Genomic DNA, 14288 nt, shown 5'->3' on the forward strand with positions numbered 1-14288 from the left:
GGAGCAAGATGGCCCGTGGGAAAAAAATGGATAAAATTACAACGCTACAGACGACGGCAATTGTGCTTTGCTTTATGCTGGCAGCCGGGCTGCTTACTCTTCCCAGAGTAGCCGTTGAAACTGCAAAAACACCGGATGTATGGATGTCTGTCATTTTAGCAGGGGCTGCCACTTTCCTGTTCGGATGGATTATAGTCAAACTAAGTTCACGGTTTCCAGAAAGCACCTTTTACCAGTATGTTCAGCGGATAACCGGCAAAGCCATCGGCAAGGTGGTGGGCATGTTGTTCGTCATCTATTTTATTTGTATAGCTGCATATGAAATCCGATCTGTGGAGGAAGTAACGTCGTTCTTTTTGCTTGAAGGAACTCCAGCGTGGGCTATTTCAGCACCCTTTATGTGGATCTCTCTGTATCTTTGCTTGGGGGGGATAGGCACGTTGGGGAAAATATGCCAATTTATATTCCCGATTACGGCGTCTATCTTTTTGTTAATATGCTTGCTAAGTTTGAATATTTTCGAATTGAATAATTTGCGTCCTGTTTTGTCCGAGGGTGTGATGCCAGTGCTTAAAGCTCTCAAGACTACAACCCTAACCTTAACGGGGACAGAATGCTTGCTGTTTATTCTTTGTCGGATGGAAAAACCAAAGAGAGCAACCAAGGCAATCGGACTGGCGATCGGGATCTCGACCGTTTTTTATATAGCTACGCTGACCTTATGCATTGGTGCCTTTTCGGTGGAAGGGGTTATGAGCAGAACCTGGCCTTTTTTAGATTTGGCCCGCAGTTTTGAAGTGGAGTATCTGTTATTGGAACGGTTCGAATCCTTATTGTTGACCATTTGGATCATGCAAATTTTTGCTACATTCAGCATAGCTTTTTATTGCGCCTCGCTCGGAGTTTCTCAAATTTTGAATAGCTCTTATTCCAAGGTGTTGTTTATTTTGCTCCCGATCATCTACGTCCTGTCCCAAATACCCAAAAATTTGAATGAGTTATTTTCTTTTGGAACGATCATCGGGAATGCAGCATTCGTTTTATTTGCTCTACTTCCACTGCCACTCCTGCTTATTTCTCGCTGGAGGGGTGTGGGGTCATGATGAAGTTCCGTTCAGGAATACTCGGAATAGCGGTTCTTCTAATATGCAGTACACTTTCAGGTTGCTGGAGCAGCTCTCCCGTGGAGGATCTAAATCTGGAGACAGGCATTGCTATGGATATAGCGACAGAATCTTCACAAGAAGAGCAAATTAATCAAAAAGGAGGAGATTATCCGAAAAAAGAGTTAATTACGGGAACCTTTCAATTTATCATCCCAGAGGAAAGCGGCGGTTCCAATAGCTCCTCACCGCAAGCTAAAAAATTTTTTAATATTACAGAAACAGGGGATTCCGTTTTTGAGATGTTAAGAGAAATTTCATTGCGAACCAACCGACCGCCCATTGGGCAACATTTGAAAACGATTATTATCAGCTCCAGTCTGCTTCGCAAGATCCCGTTGTACGAGCTGCTGGACTTTTTCTTGGGGGATAATGACATTCGGCTCAGCGTCCAGCTACTGATTAGTACAGACAAGGCGAGCAATGCGCTTCAGGAAAAAACTCCTGGTCAAATTCCTGCCTATATCTTAAAGGATATTTTCCAAAATCGTAAACGGAACGCACGGTTGATAAAACCCGTGGCTTTGGTTAAAGTGGTCGGGCCCATGAAGAGTAAGGGAAGTTTTATATTACCCAATGTCATTTCGACGGAGAATGAAATCAAGGTCGCAGGTGCGGGGATCATCAAAGGAAAGACGCAAACATACGGTGGTTTTCTGAATGAATCAGAGGTCGAGGGTCTTATGTGGATCAAGGGCCAATTGGTTGGAGGCGTGTTGAAAGGTAACGATCCTCAAACCGGTAAAAATATAGCCTATGAGATCAAAGCAGTGAAAAGCAGGATCAAGGCCATCGTTCAGGGGGACGACATTTCCTTCCAAGTAAAAATGACCTCAGAGGGGCGCGTTTCCGAGGTTTTTAACAAGAAAGAAAATTTGCGCAGCAACGCTGTGCTCGGACAAGAAGAAAGTATCTTTCAGGAGAAAGTGAATTCATTAGCTGAACAAACTGTAGCCAAAATGCAAAAGCTGCAGGCTGATGTCGGAGGTTTCGGAGAAGCCTTGAGGATTCAGCATCCTAAAGCTTGGCGTAAGGTCAAAGAGGATTGGGATACCACTTTTAGTACCATTCCCGTACGTTTTAGCACAGATATCCATATTGAAGATTACGGCTCTTCGATTACGACGGCAGACTAGTTTGTATGTATTTTAGAAAAACCTTCAATACCACGAATCTACGTGGCGTTGAAGGTTTTTTAGGCTATTCAAACAGGGATAGTGTATCTTCCAGCCATGTAATATAGCTTTCTTCCCGATTAATGGCACGGCTCAGCACCAGATAATGCCCGAATTGATTAGAACCGGGGGCTTGAAGGTTCTCGTCCAGCCGTTGGAGGGATTTTTTACTTTCGTACAGATACTCCAGCTTCTCTTTACGTTTGGTTATCTGGTCCTCGAACAATCGCTTGTTCTCTTCCTTGGGGATAGCCGCTGAAAAATACAGCATGAGCATAAACTCATCCTTTTCCGTTTCTGGTAACTCTTTGGGACTCAGAAGCCATTCGGTCAGTTCTTGGGTTCCTTTGGGGGTAATGCAGTACAGCTTCTTTTCCAGCTTGGCTCCTGTAATGGAGGTGCGATATTCAATAAGCTCCTCTTCGGTCAGCCTTTTTAACTCGGGATAAATCTGACTGTGTTTGGCGCTCCAAAATTGTCCAATTTCCTGCTTGAATTGACTCGTAATATCGTAGCCGCTCATTTCCTCTTTATGAACCAGGCCCAAAATGGCGTATTTTAATGTGCGTTTCAACGTAGCTCTCCTCGTAAAACGGTATTTGACACTAGTATACCACAGTGCTACAATTTATATGTATTTAAAAACATGTTTATATTTACATGTTATAAGTTGATTATTTATTTACTTTGTTCTCTTATTTAATTCATGAAAACTTAAAATTTAGGAAAGAAGGATGCAAGATGGACAAGTTTATCGGTAGCCACATGATCTACACCTATGAGAATGGTTGGGAGTACGAAATTTATATTAAAAATGAAGATACGATTGATTATCGCATTCATAGTGGAATGGTAGGCGGACGCTGGGTACGTGATCAGAAGGTCAATCTGGTGAAGCTGGTGGAAAATGTGTATAAAGTATCGTGGACCGAACCGACAGGCACTGACGTTTCTCTGAACTTTATGCCTGAGGAAAAACGTATGCATGGCATTATTTTCTTTCCTAAATGGGTTCATGAGCATCCAGAAATCACTGTGCGCTATCAAAACGATTTTATTCCGCTGATGGAGGAATCGCGTGAAAAGTATGAAACGTATCCGAAGTATGTGGTTCCTGAATTTGCAGATATTACATTCATCGAAAATGCGGGTGTGAACAACGAACAATTAATTTCCCAAGCACCTTACGCAGGAATGACAGACGATATTCGTACAGGTAAACTGCAAGTGTAATCAACTCTGTGCTGAAAGTGTAAAAGCCTGGCCTGTGATAAACAGTCTCAGGCTTTTTTACGTGAACTGGAGATGGTTTGAAGTGATGGTCTTTATATCATAAAAAAACAACCCCAGATCTCCCCAGGGTCGTCTCTACTAAAAATATAGCTCAGCATTTCGCAAAATGCTTGTTTTGCTGATCACACGGGTGTGACGTCCTGAATCTCTTCTTCTTCTTTCCAGATCACGTTCTCGCGATAGTTTGATCCCCAATCGTACATTGCTCTCAGTACCGGAATCAGGCTTTCGCCATGCTCTGTCAGTGAATATTCCACATGTGGAGGAACGACAGGATAGACTTTACGCAGAATGAGTTTATCTTCTTCCAGCTCACGCAATTGGTTGGTCAGCATTTTTTGCGTAATGTGGGGGATTAGCTTCTTCAATTCACCAAACCGCTTGGTGCCTTCCATACCGAGATGCCACAAAATAATCAGCTTCCATTTTCCACCGATGACCGCGAGAGTCAATTCCTTATCACAATTAATCAGCTTCAAATCTATCCGGTCTTTTACAGTAGTGATATTCATCGACCTCCTGTCCGTAGTTATTCCAAGTATACTATCTATAGCTACTATACGCAAAAGGATATACATCCATTTTGGAAACTATGCATATGCTTGGGCACTTATAGACTGGACAGGGGTACCTAATGATGTGTGCAAGACTGGAAGAGTCCAGAAATCTGCGGTGTTAAGAAGGGATCACAATAGTATTAAAGGACTCCGGCTCCATCTCCAAGCGGTGTGTTGTTTCTCCGAGAGACAGATTCAGCACACGCGATTCCTTGAACGGATTGGCGATGACTACCACCCTTTGCCCGTCTGTATTTTGAAAAGCAACTGCATTTCCAGTCCATGAGCCACGAAGTCCTATGCGTCGGGCACCCGGTAATACAAAATGAGAAAAGTGCTTCATGACGTAATATTCCGGGTTCAAGACAGGTTTTCGATCCGCCGGATCAACGGTGATCATCGAATTTTGCTCCCAGCCCCATGTACTCTTGCCTTTCGGTTCCAAAACCATATTCCAGTAAATATAAGCATTTACGCCATTGGTGAAGTAGTGCTGGTACAGATTATATACATATTTGGCGTAGTCCCATGAGTTTTCTCCGTTCCCGCATTCATTTTCTGTTTGCATGTAACGAAGCTCAGGATAACTGGCAACGGTGCGCTGAATGGCATTTTTGCCTGCCCACTGGTAGCCTACGCCTTTAATATATTTGTAGGCCTCGGGGTCACTCAACACGGTATGGGCATACTCATCGAATCCGGTCGAAGTCTTTTTCATTAATTCCTCCCACGGATCGGGTGCGTTAATGGTGCCCAGCCAAATTTCCGTATCCAGTCCGTGTTCCTCAAAAGCAGGACCCAAATAATCGCGAATAAATTCACACAGCTGCTCTCCGGTCCATACACAGGAAGGGAACTTCTGATCGGCAATGACTTCATTTTGCACATGAATCTGATGAATTGTAATACCTGCCTCGCGATAAGCCTGAACAAATTTGACAAAGTATAATGCATACGCTTTCAAAATATCCTTTTCCCAGCGCAGCGTGCCGTAATTGTAGGCTTTCGGTGATTTCATCCATGTCGGCGGGCTCCAGGGTGAAGCGAACAACTTCAAGTCCGGATTGAGTTGTAACGCTTCCCGAATAAAAGGAATGAGATATTGCTGATCACGCTCAATGGAAAAGTGCTTCATCTCCACGTCACCGTCTGTTTCATTGTGGCTGTACCACTCCAGCGCGTAGTCACTCGCTCCAATAGGAAGTCGGCAAATCGCAAATTTGTGCTCGCCCGCTGGATGAAAGAGAGAATGAAGCACCCGATCTCGTTCGTCTTTTTCCAAATGGTTCAGGGCCACATAACCTAATTCATTAAAACAGCCACCAAATCCTTCGACAAGCTGATGTGTTTCTCCCGTAAAGATTAGATTGGCACTCTCTTGAGTATCGGTCAAATGATGAGCTTGGGATTGCCAAGTTTTAGCTTTGGAAGTGGAAAACCACTGAATGGTTTGATTACTCATGTATTACCCTCCTGTTCAAGCTTTTTGTATCTCTTCTTATTATAGGGTAGGATCATAGGAGATGAGATGGTCTGAGCCAAGACAAATTTGCCCTAATCCAAGGTTGAATTTGCGGATGAGAACTTCTGCTGATAAGAAGTGTCAAGAACACATAAAGTACACATGTCTTTGATATGATGGTGTCCTAGAATGACTGAAAGAGGGAAGTCGATTGAAGAAAAGAGTTCTTCTCGTGGAGGATGAAATACGTATTCGTGAAGTGATTGCTGACTATTTTAAACAGAATAATTGGGAAGTCTATGAAGCAGGCAATGGAAAAGATGCACTGATCTGGTTTGATTCGGTGCAGCCGGACCTGATTATACTCGATATTATGATGCCGGAACTGGATGGTTGGGAGGTGTGCCGCCAGGTGCGTAGCCGCTCAGGTGTGCCGATCATTTTGTTGACAGCCAAATCCGGTGATGATGATAAAATATTAGGCTTTGAACTGGGAGCCGATGATTACGTGACCAAACCTTTCAGCCCTAAGGTGCTGATCGCTCGCGCCAACGCGCTGATGAAACGGGTGGAGGGACATGTACAGCCGGAGTCGCATATTTTGCGGTTCGGTAGTGCCATTCTCAACACGATGGCTCATCGGCTTGAGGTGGATCAGGCGGAAGTCGAGCTGACGCCCAAGGAGTATGAGCTGCTGCGGCTGCTTATACATAATAAAGGCATAGTTATTTCACGGGATGCGATACTGAACCGGGTGTGGGGCATTGACTTTGAAGGAGATACACGAGTTGTCGATACGCATATCAAAAAGCTGAGAAGTAAGCTAGGCCGTGAATCACGCCATATCCGTACGGTTTTTGGTACAGGTTATAGGTTTGAGGAGGAAGAATGAACAAACGGGGAGTTACCTTTAAGTTGTTCATTATGACGGTTGTGTTTTTCCTATGTTTTTACGGTATGGTGATTTTAAGTCAATTGCTGTTTTTTGAAAATTTTTATCAGGAACAGAAGATTGGTCGTGTGGAAAGCCGCTTGCAAAGCTTCGGTCAAAGTTATGTCCAGGAGGCTTGGGGATCGGGCAGGGTTTCCCGTGAGGCAGCTCGCTTTATGCTTCAGAATAAAAACCAGCTGGCGATTGTAACGCTGGACGGCAAAGTAAAGCTGGATGATGCGTTTCATATCAATCTAAGAAAAGCGGATGGTAAAATCGTTAAAATATCGCTGTCTCTGTTTATGAGCGAGTACGGAGATGAACTGAGAGCTGCTCGGATTCAGCCCGGTGATACGGTAACGGTTGAAGGTGAGGGATTGGGAACGGACGGCATCTCTACCGCCAATTTAATTTATCCAACCGGCATACAGAAGCTTGGTTTCAAAAATATAGGATCGACTTCGGAAGAGGCAAGCACAGCTGGCAGTGTAAGGTTTTCCGGTACGGTGACAGAGATTGTACTGCCGGATCTGAAAACATGGAGTCAGCGACAAGGCTTACTGTTTAGTGCGCTGGAGGAATGGTTCCCTTTATCGCAGGCGCATCTGGAGAAACTTAAGAATTTCGAAGTGTTGGAAGAAGAGTGGACGGAACCTTGGACAGGGGTACGCAATGCAGTCATAGTCCATCCTGTTCGTCAGGACACAGGCGAGATCGACCTCCTGTTCACAGTGACATCGTTGCAGGAAATTAGTGAGACGAATGAAGCTCTGCGCTGGTTTTATCTGTACCTAGGGATCGGGGGATTTGCACTCATTCTGATTTTGTCCCTGTTCTATTCCCGGATGGTGACCCGTCCGCTCATTGCTTTGAATAATACCGCCAAGCGGATGGCTAAGCTCGATTTTACAGCCCATACACCAATCCGGCAGAATGATGAACTGGGCAGCCTGTCCTACAGCATGTATACCCTGTCCCAGAACCTGGACACAGCTTTGCGCGAGCTTCAGGAGGCCAATCAGCAATTAGTGGAGGACATGGAACAGAAGCAGAGAATGGAGGCTGTGCAACAAGACTTTTTTGCGAACGCTTCTCATGAGCTGAAAACTCCGCTGAGTATCATTAAAGGCTTCGCAGAAGGATTACAAGATGGGGTTAGCGCCGGGAAGCAGGATCATTATATGAAAGTCATTGTAGAGGAAGCGGACAAAATGGAGCGATTGGTCAAAGATATGCTGGACCTCGCCAAATTGGAATCGGGTACTCTCAAGCTTCGCAAGACGACCTTCATCTTGAGTGAGCTGGTGGAGGAGGTCGTGGACAAGTTATTCCATTTGTTGAAGGAGAAAAAGCTGGAAGTGGTCATTATCCCCGCCAATGAGATGCCGATCCATGCCGATGTAGGATGGCTGGAACAGGTGATTATCAACTTTGTTGTCAATGCCATACGACATGCTGAGGAAGGGAGCTCGATCACGATTCGTATCGAAGGTGCTGGGGAAATCAGTTTTTTTTCCATTGAAAATAAAGGTGAGACCATTCCTGACGATCAACTGGAGCAGATATGGGATCGCTTTTACCGGGCCGAGCTGTCCCGAAGCCGTCAGACAGGTGGGACAGGACTGGGGCTATCGATCGTCAAACGAATTTTGGATTTGCACGAATTCCGCTATAAGGTGGAGAATACCAAGGACGGCGTCCGTTTTGTTGTTATATTCGGAGGCTAAGCTATGGCAAAGGAGTTGAGAGTATGAAATGGAATTGGTTGCCCTCACTATGCACGATTGCAAACCTGGGGGCAGGGGTCTTATCCCTGTATTTCACGATTCATGAGCAATACATGACCGCTTTTATTCTCGTGGTGGTGGCTGCTTTATGGGATGTATTAGACGGTTTGCTGGCAAGGCTGTTGCATTGTTCCAGTGATTTTGGCAAACAGCTCGATTCGCTGGCGGATGTTGTCTCATTTGGGGTTGCCCCTGCTTTCTTGATCTTGTTATACAAGCTGGGAGATACCCATTGGATAGGACCGCTTGTGGCTGTTTTGTTTGTCATATGCGGTGCGGTAAGATTGGCAAGATTCAACCTAATGGCTTTTAGCAAAGGATTTGTAGGTATGCCGATTACGGCGGCGGGTGTGGTTTTGTCCTTTATGTTTTTATGGAGTGAGCATTTGAAGCCGGAGTTGTTGCTTGCATTAATGGTAGTGCTGTCGTTCCTGATGGTTAGCCGTATTCCCTTTCCGTCCTTCAAAAAATAATCGGTCAGGAGGTGGCTCCCCTATGGAATGGGTCATCAGCATGATTACACAATACGGATATATCGCTATTTTTGCTCTTCTTGCTCTTGGGATTATCGGCCTACCGGTTCCAGATGAAATTATTATGGTGTTTGTCGGCTATTTATCTTCTATTATGGTACTGAATTATTCGGTGTCTATATTAGTCAGCTTCATTGGTGCAATGACAGGGATGATGATCAGCTACACGCTAGGCAAAAAGCTGGGTCAGCCCTTGGTGGATAAGCACGGCAAGTGGGTTGGATTGACACCGAAGCGATTTGCAAGAGTTAAGGGGTGGTTTGCACGCTTTGGGTTGTGGACCATTTTGTTCGGTTATTTTATCCCAGGAGTCAGACATGCGACAAGCTATTTGTCGGGCATTAGTGCGATGCCTGTCCGAAAATATATGCTGGTGGCAAGCGCAGGTTCTCTGATATGGACGCTTATCTTTATCTCCATTGGTTATATTGCAGGGGCGAATATAAACTTTCATTAAGGTGACCTCAAAAGTAATGTAGCATTTTTCACGTATACCACCGATAATATAAATAAAGATACTGTACAACCAGTGAGGGGATCTGTATTGAATGTACTAATGAAGTATATTGAGAAGTTACCGAGTTTTCTGCAAATGATCTTGAATATCTCGCTGTTTCTGGTCGGGCTGATTTTAAGCTTCTTACTGCTAAAAGAAACATGGTCCATTTTTTCTTATGTTTTTTTGTACGCAGAGACCGACAAAAATTACTATGAATTCACGGAAGAGTTGCTTGTGTTTTTCTTGTACTTTGAATTCATAGCATTAATAGTTAAGTACTTTAAAACCAATTTTCATTTTCCATTACGTTATTTTATCTATATTGGGATCACGGCTGTCATCAGGCTCATTATTGTAGATCATGATGATGCTAAAAATACATTCTGGTGGTCTATTGCTATCCTAGTCATGGTAGGTTCTCTATTGATCGCTAACAGTAAATTGTTAAAAAGAGAAAGTTGATGCTCAGGAAGATTGCAAAGTTGACAGTCAAGTGGGAGAGAGGGAATAAAGACGAATGGTAAGAAACTGGATGAATCATGCGGGCGTCAGGCGGGTAGCCGTCCTTGCGATAATCGTTTTGCTGTTGTTTATGTTAAGAAGCATGATGAATATTATGTTGTTAACACTGCTGCTTACGATCTTGATTGGCAGTATATATAACGGAGTGAATAAGCTGGTCAAGCGGTTCGTCAATGTGCCGTCAATGATCGTGCTACTCCTGGTGTATGGTTTGCTAATTCTGATTATGGTGTGGGGCGTTTACCGAATGGTGCCGCTAATCGTTGTACAGGTCAAGCAGGTGTATCTCATGATTCAGCAAGCGTATATGTATCCTGATCGCAATCAATGGAACGAAACGATTATCGAATTTATGGATACGCTGAATGCTCAGCGGCTATTTGAGCCTGGCCTGAGTGCAGTGATGAAGGTCAGTCAATTAGGAACACAGCTTCTGGTGTCGATTATTTTGAGCTTGTTCTTCCTGATGGAAAAATCCTATATTACACGTTTTACAGCTACGTTTGTAGATAGCAAGCTGGGTTGGTTTTTCAAGGAAGTGGGTCATTTTGGCCGTATGTTTCTGGGTACGTTCGGGAAGGTATTGGAGGCTCAACTGCTGATTTCACTTATTAATTGTATATTGACCACGATTGCGCTCTGGATTATGGGCTTCCCTAATCTGCTCGGTCTTGCGCTCATCATTTTCGTACTGGGATTGGTTCCGGTGGCAGGTGTGTTTATCTCACTGGCACCGCTCGGCCTGATCGCTTTCAGTGTCGGCGGCATTCAATATGTGGTTTATCTGGTTATTCTGATCGTGGTGATTCATGCGATTGAGGCCTATTTCTTAAATCCGAAGCTGATGTCATCCAAAACGAATTTACCGATATTCTTTACCTTTGTCGTACTTATTTTCTCTGAGCATCTGATTGGAATTTGGGGCTTGATTGTAGGTATTCCGTTGTTTGTTTTCTTCCTGGATCTGATTGGGATAAAACGCAAGCAAGAGAAGGATACTTGATTCAGCACTACAGATTCCACCCTAGTATAGTGACTATTGATTCATTACCAATGCCTGCGAAGCCGCAGGCATTTTTTTATTGCCCGTTTGTTCATAGGAAGAATCGCTGACGCTCATCCACTTTTTAATTCTCTTGTTAGCTATAGTACACTAAATATGCAAGATTAGATCAAGATAAAAGAAATGAGATGATCGGATGGAACAGAAAATTAAGGTATTGGCTATATCGGGTAGCCTTCGTCAAAAATCCTCCAATACAGCGCTTATGAAGGCTGCTATGGGACTGGCTTCTGAAAATATGATGTTCACAGTCTATGATGGATTGGGGGATCTTCCGCATTTTAACCCTGACTTGGATGTAGAGGAGGGGTCAGCTTCCGTAAGAGAGCTACGGGAACAATTGAAACAAGTGGATGGAGTGCTGATCTGTACACCGGAATATGGGAATGGTGTGCCGGGTGCTTTGAAAAATGCCTTGGATTGGCTCGTATCTTCAGGTGAATTTGTAAATAAACCTACAGCGGTCATCAGCGCGTCACCGTCTCCTATGGGCGGCCATCTGGCGCATGCCTCGCTGCTGCTCACATTGCAAATGATCAATGCAGAGATTGTGGAGAATGGAAAGGTCATTATTCCGCATATCACCTTGAAGCTAAACCAGGAAGGTGAAATTACAAACGCTGAAACTAGGCAGGAGCTAGAAGCATTACTTCAAGGGCTTGAGCAAGCTTGCTTAAGCACAGGAACTCTTTAGATTTTTGAAGTTTAATAAAGGAAAAGCAGCGGCAGTCTAAGATTATATCTCACCTTCGAAGCTGCCGCTTCTTCATATAATTGACTTTACAGTAAAACATATTGAAAGGATTGACCCTCCCGATAGAAACGCAGGTCATATACGCCCAGACGCTGTCCGTCGTCTGCAACAACCACGAAGGGCGATCATTGCATAAGCGTTTGTGCCTTCGGATTGCCAGCAAACAGCGAATATAAATTGGCCTCATCCTTGGATGGCAGCTTCGTCACCGTGTGAAATCTTACGGGACTATTGTAAGTGGAGAGCGTGATATAATAGGGCACAAATCGTTTCATAGATGATGACTCAAGCAAAGGAGTGAAGGCTGGTGTATGAACAAATTGTAGCGTATGGTCTGAGCCAAAAAGAGGCCGTTAAGGATTATCCATTTGGTGCTGAAATACTGGTACTGAAAGTTGGGGGCAAAATGTTTGCTCTATTATCTGAAAAAGGCGGCATTAGCTACCTATCCTTGAAATGTGATCCGATCATTGCGGTAAATCTGCGTGAACAAAACAAAGCGATTAAGCCAGGCTATCATTTGAATAAAAAGCATTGGAATACGATTGAGGTTGATGCTACCTTCCCAATGGAGGATTTATACAGCATGATCGACCATTCGTATGAGCTGGTCTTCAAGAGCTTAACCAAAGCGCAACGCGAAGCGATTACGATGAGAATACGGGCAACGGATCTGTAAAGGGCTGCTGGTATAAGCCCTTAGGTTGTATCTCAACATACTTATTAACATTATTATAGTTTTACTTGACAGAAATCACGAATGGATATATTCTTAATTTAAAGATAATTCATTTGAAAATAATATCAAGGAGTGGAACTTAACATGAGCGAACTGGTGAATATTATTCAAGAGAGAAGATCAGCTTCTAAATTTATTCCTGATGTTACTATAGATGCAAAAGAACTAGAAGAAATATTTCAGCTGGTGAAGTTTGCTCCATCGGCTTTCAATTTACAGCATGCGCGTTATATCGTAGTGCAGGATGCTGATACCAAACAAAGACTGCATGATGAGGCAAGTAAGCAGTATAAAATATTAACGGCTTCGGCGACCATTGTAGTGTTGGGGGATACAGAGGCTTATACCAAGGTAGCCGACCTCAACGAAGGATTCCTGAATTTGGGCGTTCTGAGCAAGCAGGAATATGATAGTACAGTGGAATCGGTAACTCAGTTTTATCGCGAACGGGGACCTGTCTTCCAGAGAGAAGAAGCGATACGTAATGCCAGCCTGTCGGCTATGCAATTGATGCTGATTGCCAAGGACAAAGGCTGGGATACTTGCCCGATGATCGGTTTTGATCCGGCGAAGGTGCAGGAAGTACTAAATATTCCAGAGCAATTTGTACCGGTAATGATGATTACCTTGGGTAAAGAGGACGAATCGGGTCAGCGGGCACGGGGATACCGCAAGCCGGTTGGACAATTTGTCAGCTACAATGGATTTTGAAATTTGTAAATCATTTGTGTAAATAAATCAACATGTTAATGAAGGAGTGATAAAGATGTCATTGAAAACCGCTGGAATTCACCATATCACGTCCTTTGCAGGCGACCCGCAGGGCAACGTTGATTTTTACGCAGGCGTACTTGGTCTGCGATTGATTAAAAAGACGATCAACTTTGATGCTCCAGAAGTATACCATTTGTACTTTGGTAATGAAGAGGGCAGCCCGGGCACGATCATTACTTTTTTTCCAGCTCCGGGTACACGCAAGGGTAAGATTGGAGGCGGACAGGTCGGGATTACGACGTATGTCGTGTCGTCCGGTGCTTTGGAATACTGGGAAAACCGTCTGCACAGCTTGAAAGTATCTTTCACGAAGGCCACTCGTTTTGGCGAGTCATTCATCCAGTTCCGAGACAACGAGGGTTTGCATCTGGAGTTGGTGGAGCGGGAAGATGGCCCGTTGAACACGTGGACAGCCGGGGGTGTGCCTACGGATAAAGCTATCAAGGGCTTTGGCGGGGCGGTACTGTACAGTGCGGATTCCAAGCATACGCAAGGGGTGTTGGAGAACGTCCTGGGGATGACTCTCATCGGAGAAGACGCAAATGCAGGCTACATCCGCTATCAGACGACAGGTGATTTGGGCAACCTGATCGACATTCCGGTCAAAGATGTCCCGTGGGGGAATGGCGGCGCCGGTACGGTTCACCATATTGCCTGGCGCGCGCAGGATGATACGGAGCATCAGGCGTGGAACGAATGGGTTCATCAGCATGGTTTTGGGACCAGTGGTATTGTAGATCGCCAATACTTTAATGCCGTATACTTCCGCGAGCGGGGCGGTATTTTATTCGAGATCGCAACCGATCCACCCGGATTTACCGTGGATGAGGAATTGAATGAGTTGGGACATAAGCTGATGCTGCCTGAATGGTATGAGCCTCAGCGTACCCAGATTGAGTCTAACCTGGTTCCCATTGAACCTAGAGTATTAAAACAGGATTAATCTGCTCGATCAAAACAATCATATTAGAACGAAAAAGGTCCAATGCGGGAAAACTTCTACCGTCAATTGGACCTTTTTTGCATGTGGAATTGT

16 protein-coding genes are annotated in these 14288 nt (G+C 44.4%); 13 read left to right on the forward strand and 3 right to left on the reverse strand.

The features are described 5' to 3' along the window. The first annotated feature begins 8 nt into the window (after positions 1-8). Together NLX74_RS13540 and NLX74_RS13545 are read left to right on the forward strand one after the other, a co-directional pair. Positions 9-1103 carry a GerAB/ArcD/ProY family transporter gene (locus NLX74_RS13540; protein WP_235307174.1) on the forward strand — a complete coding sequence of 365 codons (1095 nt, stop codon included), beginning with the start codon at positions 9-11 and terminating at the stop codon, positions 1101-1103. Then, on the forward strand, positions 1100-2299 hold the full coding sequence (locus NLX74_RS13545; protein WP_061831256.1) for a Ger(x)C family spore germination protein: 1200 nt from the start codon (positions 1100-1102) through the stop codon (positions 2297-2299). Before NLX74_RS13540 ends, NLX74_RS13545 begins: the two co-directional genes overlap by 4 nt. A 64-nt stretch (positions 2300-2363) precedes the next feature. On the opposite strand, the gene NLX74_RS13550 is transcribed toward NLX74_RS13545, so the two are convergent. After that, positions 2364-2912, reverse strand: a complete 549-nt coding sequence (locus NLX74_RS13550) for a PadR family transcriptional regulator (RefSeq protein ID WP_302058587.1) — start codon at positions 2910-2912, stop codon at positions 2364-2366. A 167-nt stretch (positions 2913-3079) separates the two neighbouring features. On the opposite strand from NLX74_RS13550, the gene NLX74_RS13555 reads away from it, so the two are divergent. Next, positions 3080-3571: a phenolic acid decarboxylase gene (locus NLX74_RS13555; protein ID WP_254329045.1), complete on the forward strand. Its 492-nt coding sequence runs from the start codon at positions 3080-3082 to the stop codon at positions 3569-3571. A 182-nt stretch (positions 3572-3753) separates the two neighbouring features. Here NLX74_RS13555 and NLX74_RS13560 read toward each other — a convergent pair whose 3' ends face one another. Together NLX74_RS13560 and NLX74_RS13565 are read right to left on the reverse strand one after the other, a co-directional pair. Further along, a complete protein-coding gene (locus tag NLX74_RS13560; RefSeq protein ID WP_061831260.1) occupies positions 3754-4143 on the reverse strand; it encodes a winged helix-turn-helix transcriptional regulator in 390 nt (129 codons plus the stop codon). Positions 4144-4306: 163 nt separating this feature from the next. Further along, positions 4307-5650: a glycoside hydrolase family 30 protein gene (locus tag NLX74_RS13565; protein ID WP_235307176.1), complete on the reverse strand. Its 1344-nt coding sequence runs from the start codon at positions 5648-5650 to the stop codon at positions 4307-4309. A 211-nt stretch (positions 5651-5861) separates the two neighbouring features. Between NLX74_RS13565 and NLX74_RS13570 the strand changes: the two genes are divergently transcribed. The 10 genes from NLX74_RS13570 (at position 5862) to NLX74_RS13615 (ending at position 14195) form a co-directional block, all read left to right on the forward strand. Further along, complete coding sequence (locus NLX74_RS13570; protein WP_061831262.1) at positions 5862-6542, forward strand: response regulator transcription factor; 681 nt, start codon at positions 5862-5864, stop codon at positions 6540-6542. Then, the gene (locus NLX74_RS13575) at positions 6539-8308 is read left to right on the forward strand and encodes a sensor histidine kinase (RefSeq protein WP_254329046.1); all 1770 of its coding nucleotides are present in this window, start codon (positions 6539-6541) and stop codon (positions 8306-8308) included. The genes NLX74_RS13570 and NLX74_RS13575 overlap by 4 nt, the downstream gene beginning before the upstream one ends. A 23-nt stretch (positions 8309-8331) precedes the next feature. After that, complete coding sequence (gene pssA / locus NLX74_RS13580) at positions 8332-8841, forward strand: CDP-diacylglycerol--serine O-phosphatidyltransferase (protein WP_254329047.1); 510 nt, start codon at positions 8332-8334, stop codon at positions 8839-8841. Between the two features lie 22 nt (positions 8842-8863). Next, positions 8864-9358, forward strand: coding sequence for a DedA family protein (locus NLX74_RS13585; RefSeq protein ID WP_013308662.1), 495 nt, complete (start codon positions 8864-8866; stop codon positions 9356-9358). Positions 9359-9445: 87 nt separating this feature from the next. After that, a complete protein-coding gene (gene psiE, locus NLX74_RS13590; RefSeq protein WP_081330719.1) occupies positions 9446-9862 on the forward strand; it encodes a phosphate-starvation-inducible protein PsiE in 417 nt (138 codons plus the stop codon). Between the two features lie 55 nt (positions 9863-9917). Beyond that, positions 9918-10925: an AI-2E family transporter gene (locus NLX74_RS13595; RefSeq protein ID WP_254329048.1), complete on the forward strand. Its 1008-nt coding sequence runs from the start codon at positions 9918-9920 to the stop codon at positions 10923-10925. Positions 10926-11121: 196 nt separating this feature from the next. Then, on the forward strand, positions 11122-11679 hold the full coding sequence (locus NLX74_RS13600; RefSeq protein WP_254329049.1) for an NADPH-dependent FMN reductase: 558 nt from the start codon (positions 11122-11124) through the stop codon (positions 11677-11679). Between the two features lie 367 nt (positions 11680-12046). Continuing rightward, a complete protein-coding gene (locus NLX74_RS13605) occupies positions 12047-12418 on the forward strand; it encodes an MmcQ/YjbR family DNA-binding protein (RefSeq protein WP_254329050.1) in 372 nt (123 codons plus the stop codon). Between the two features lie 144 nt (positions 12419-12562). Further along, positions 12563-13189 carry a nitroreductase family protein gene (locus NLX74_RS13610; RefSeq protein WP_039270528.1) on the forward strand — a complete coding sequence of 209 codons (627 nt, stop codon included), beginning with the start codon at positions 12563-12565 and terminating at the stop codon, positions 13187-13189. A gap of 55 nt (positions 13190-13244) precedes the next feature. Next, entirely contained in the window at positions 13245-14195 is a 951-nt protein-coding gene (locus NLX74_RS13615) for a ring-cleaving dioxygenase (protein ID WP_254329051.1), read from the forward strand. Positions 14196-14288: the final 93 nt, after the last annotated feature.

This window comes from Paenibacillus sp. MZ03-122A (assembly GCF_024213325.1).
GTDB classification, from domain to species: domain Bacteria; phylum Bacillota; class Bacilli; order Paenibacillales; family Paenibacillaceae; genus Paenibacillus; species Paenibacillus polymyxa_B.

Bases quoted from the DNA above. Each gene is read 5' to 3' on its own strand.
- NLX74_RS13540 (WP_235307174.1), top strand. From the start codon at position 9: ATGGCCCGTGGGAAAAAAATGGATAAAATTACAACGCTACAGACGACG.
- NLX74_RS13545 (WP_061831256.1), top strand. From the start codon at position 1,100: ATGATGAAGTTCCGTTCAGGAATACTCGGAATAGCGGTTCTTCTAATA.
- NLX74_RS13555 (WP_254329045.1), top strand. From the start codon at position 3,080: ATGGACAAGTTTATCGGTAGCCACATGATCTACACCTATGAGAATGGT.
- NLX74_RS13560 (WP_061831260.1), bottom strand. From the start codon at position 4,143: ATGAATATCACTACTGTAAAAGACCGGATAGATTTGAAGCTGATTAAT.
- NLX74_RS13565 (WP_235307176.1), bottom strand. From the start codon at position 5,650: ATGAGTAATCAAACCATTCAGTGGTTTTCCACTTCCAAAGCTAAAACT.
- NLX74_RS13575 (WP_254329046.1), top strand. From the start codon at position 6,539: ATGAACAAACGGGGAGTTACCTTTAAGTTGTTCATTATGACGGTTGTG.
- pssA (WP_254329047.1), top strand. From the start codon at position 8,332: ATGAAATGGAATTGGTTGCCCTCACTATGCACGATTGCAAACCTGGGG.
- NLX74_RS13585 (WP_013308662.1), top strand. From the start codon at position 8,864: ATGGAATGGGTCATCAGCATGATTACACAATACGGATATATCGCTATT.
- NLX74_RS13595 (WP_254329048.1), top strand. From the start codon at position 9,918: ATGGTAAGAAACTGGATGAATCATGCGGGCGTCAGGCGGGTAGCCGTC.
- NLX74_RS13600 (WP_254329049.1), top strand. From the start codon at position 11,122: ATGGAACAGAAAATTAAGGTATTGGCTATATCGGGTAGCCTTCGTCAA.
- NLX74_RS13610 (WP_039270528.1), top strand. From the start codon at position 12,563: ATGAGCGAACTGGTGAATATTATTCAAGAGAGAAGATCAGCTTCTAAA.
- NLX74_RS13615 (WP_254329051.1), top strand. From the start codon at position 13,245: ATGTCATTGAAAACCGCTGGAATTCACCATATCACGTCCTTTGCAGGC.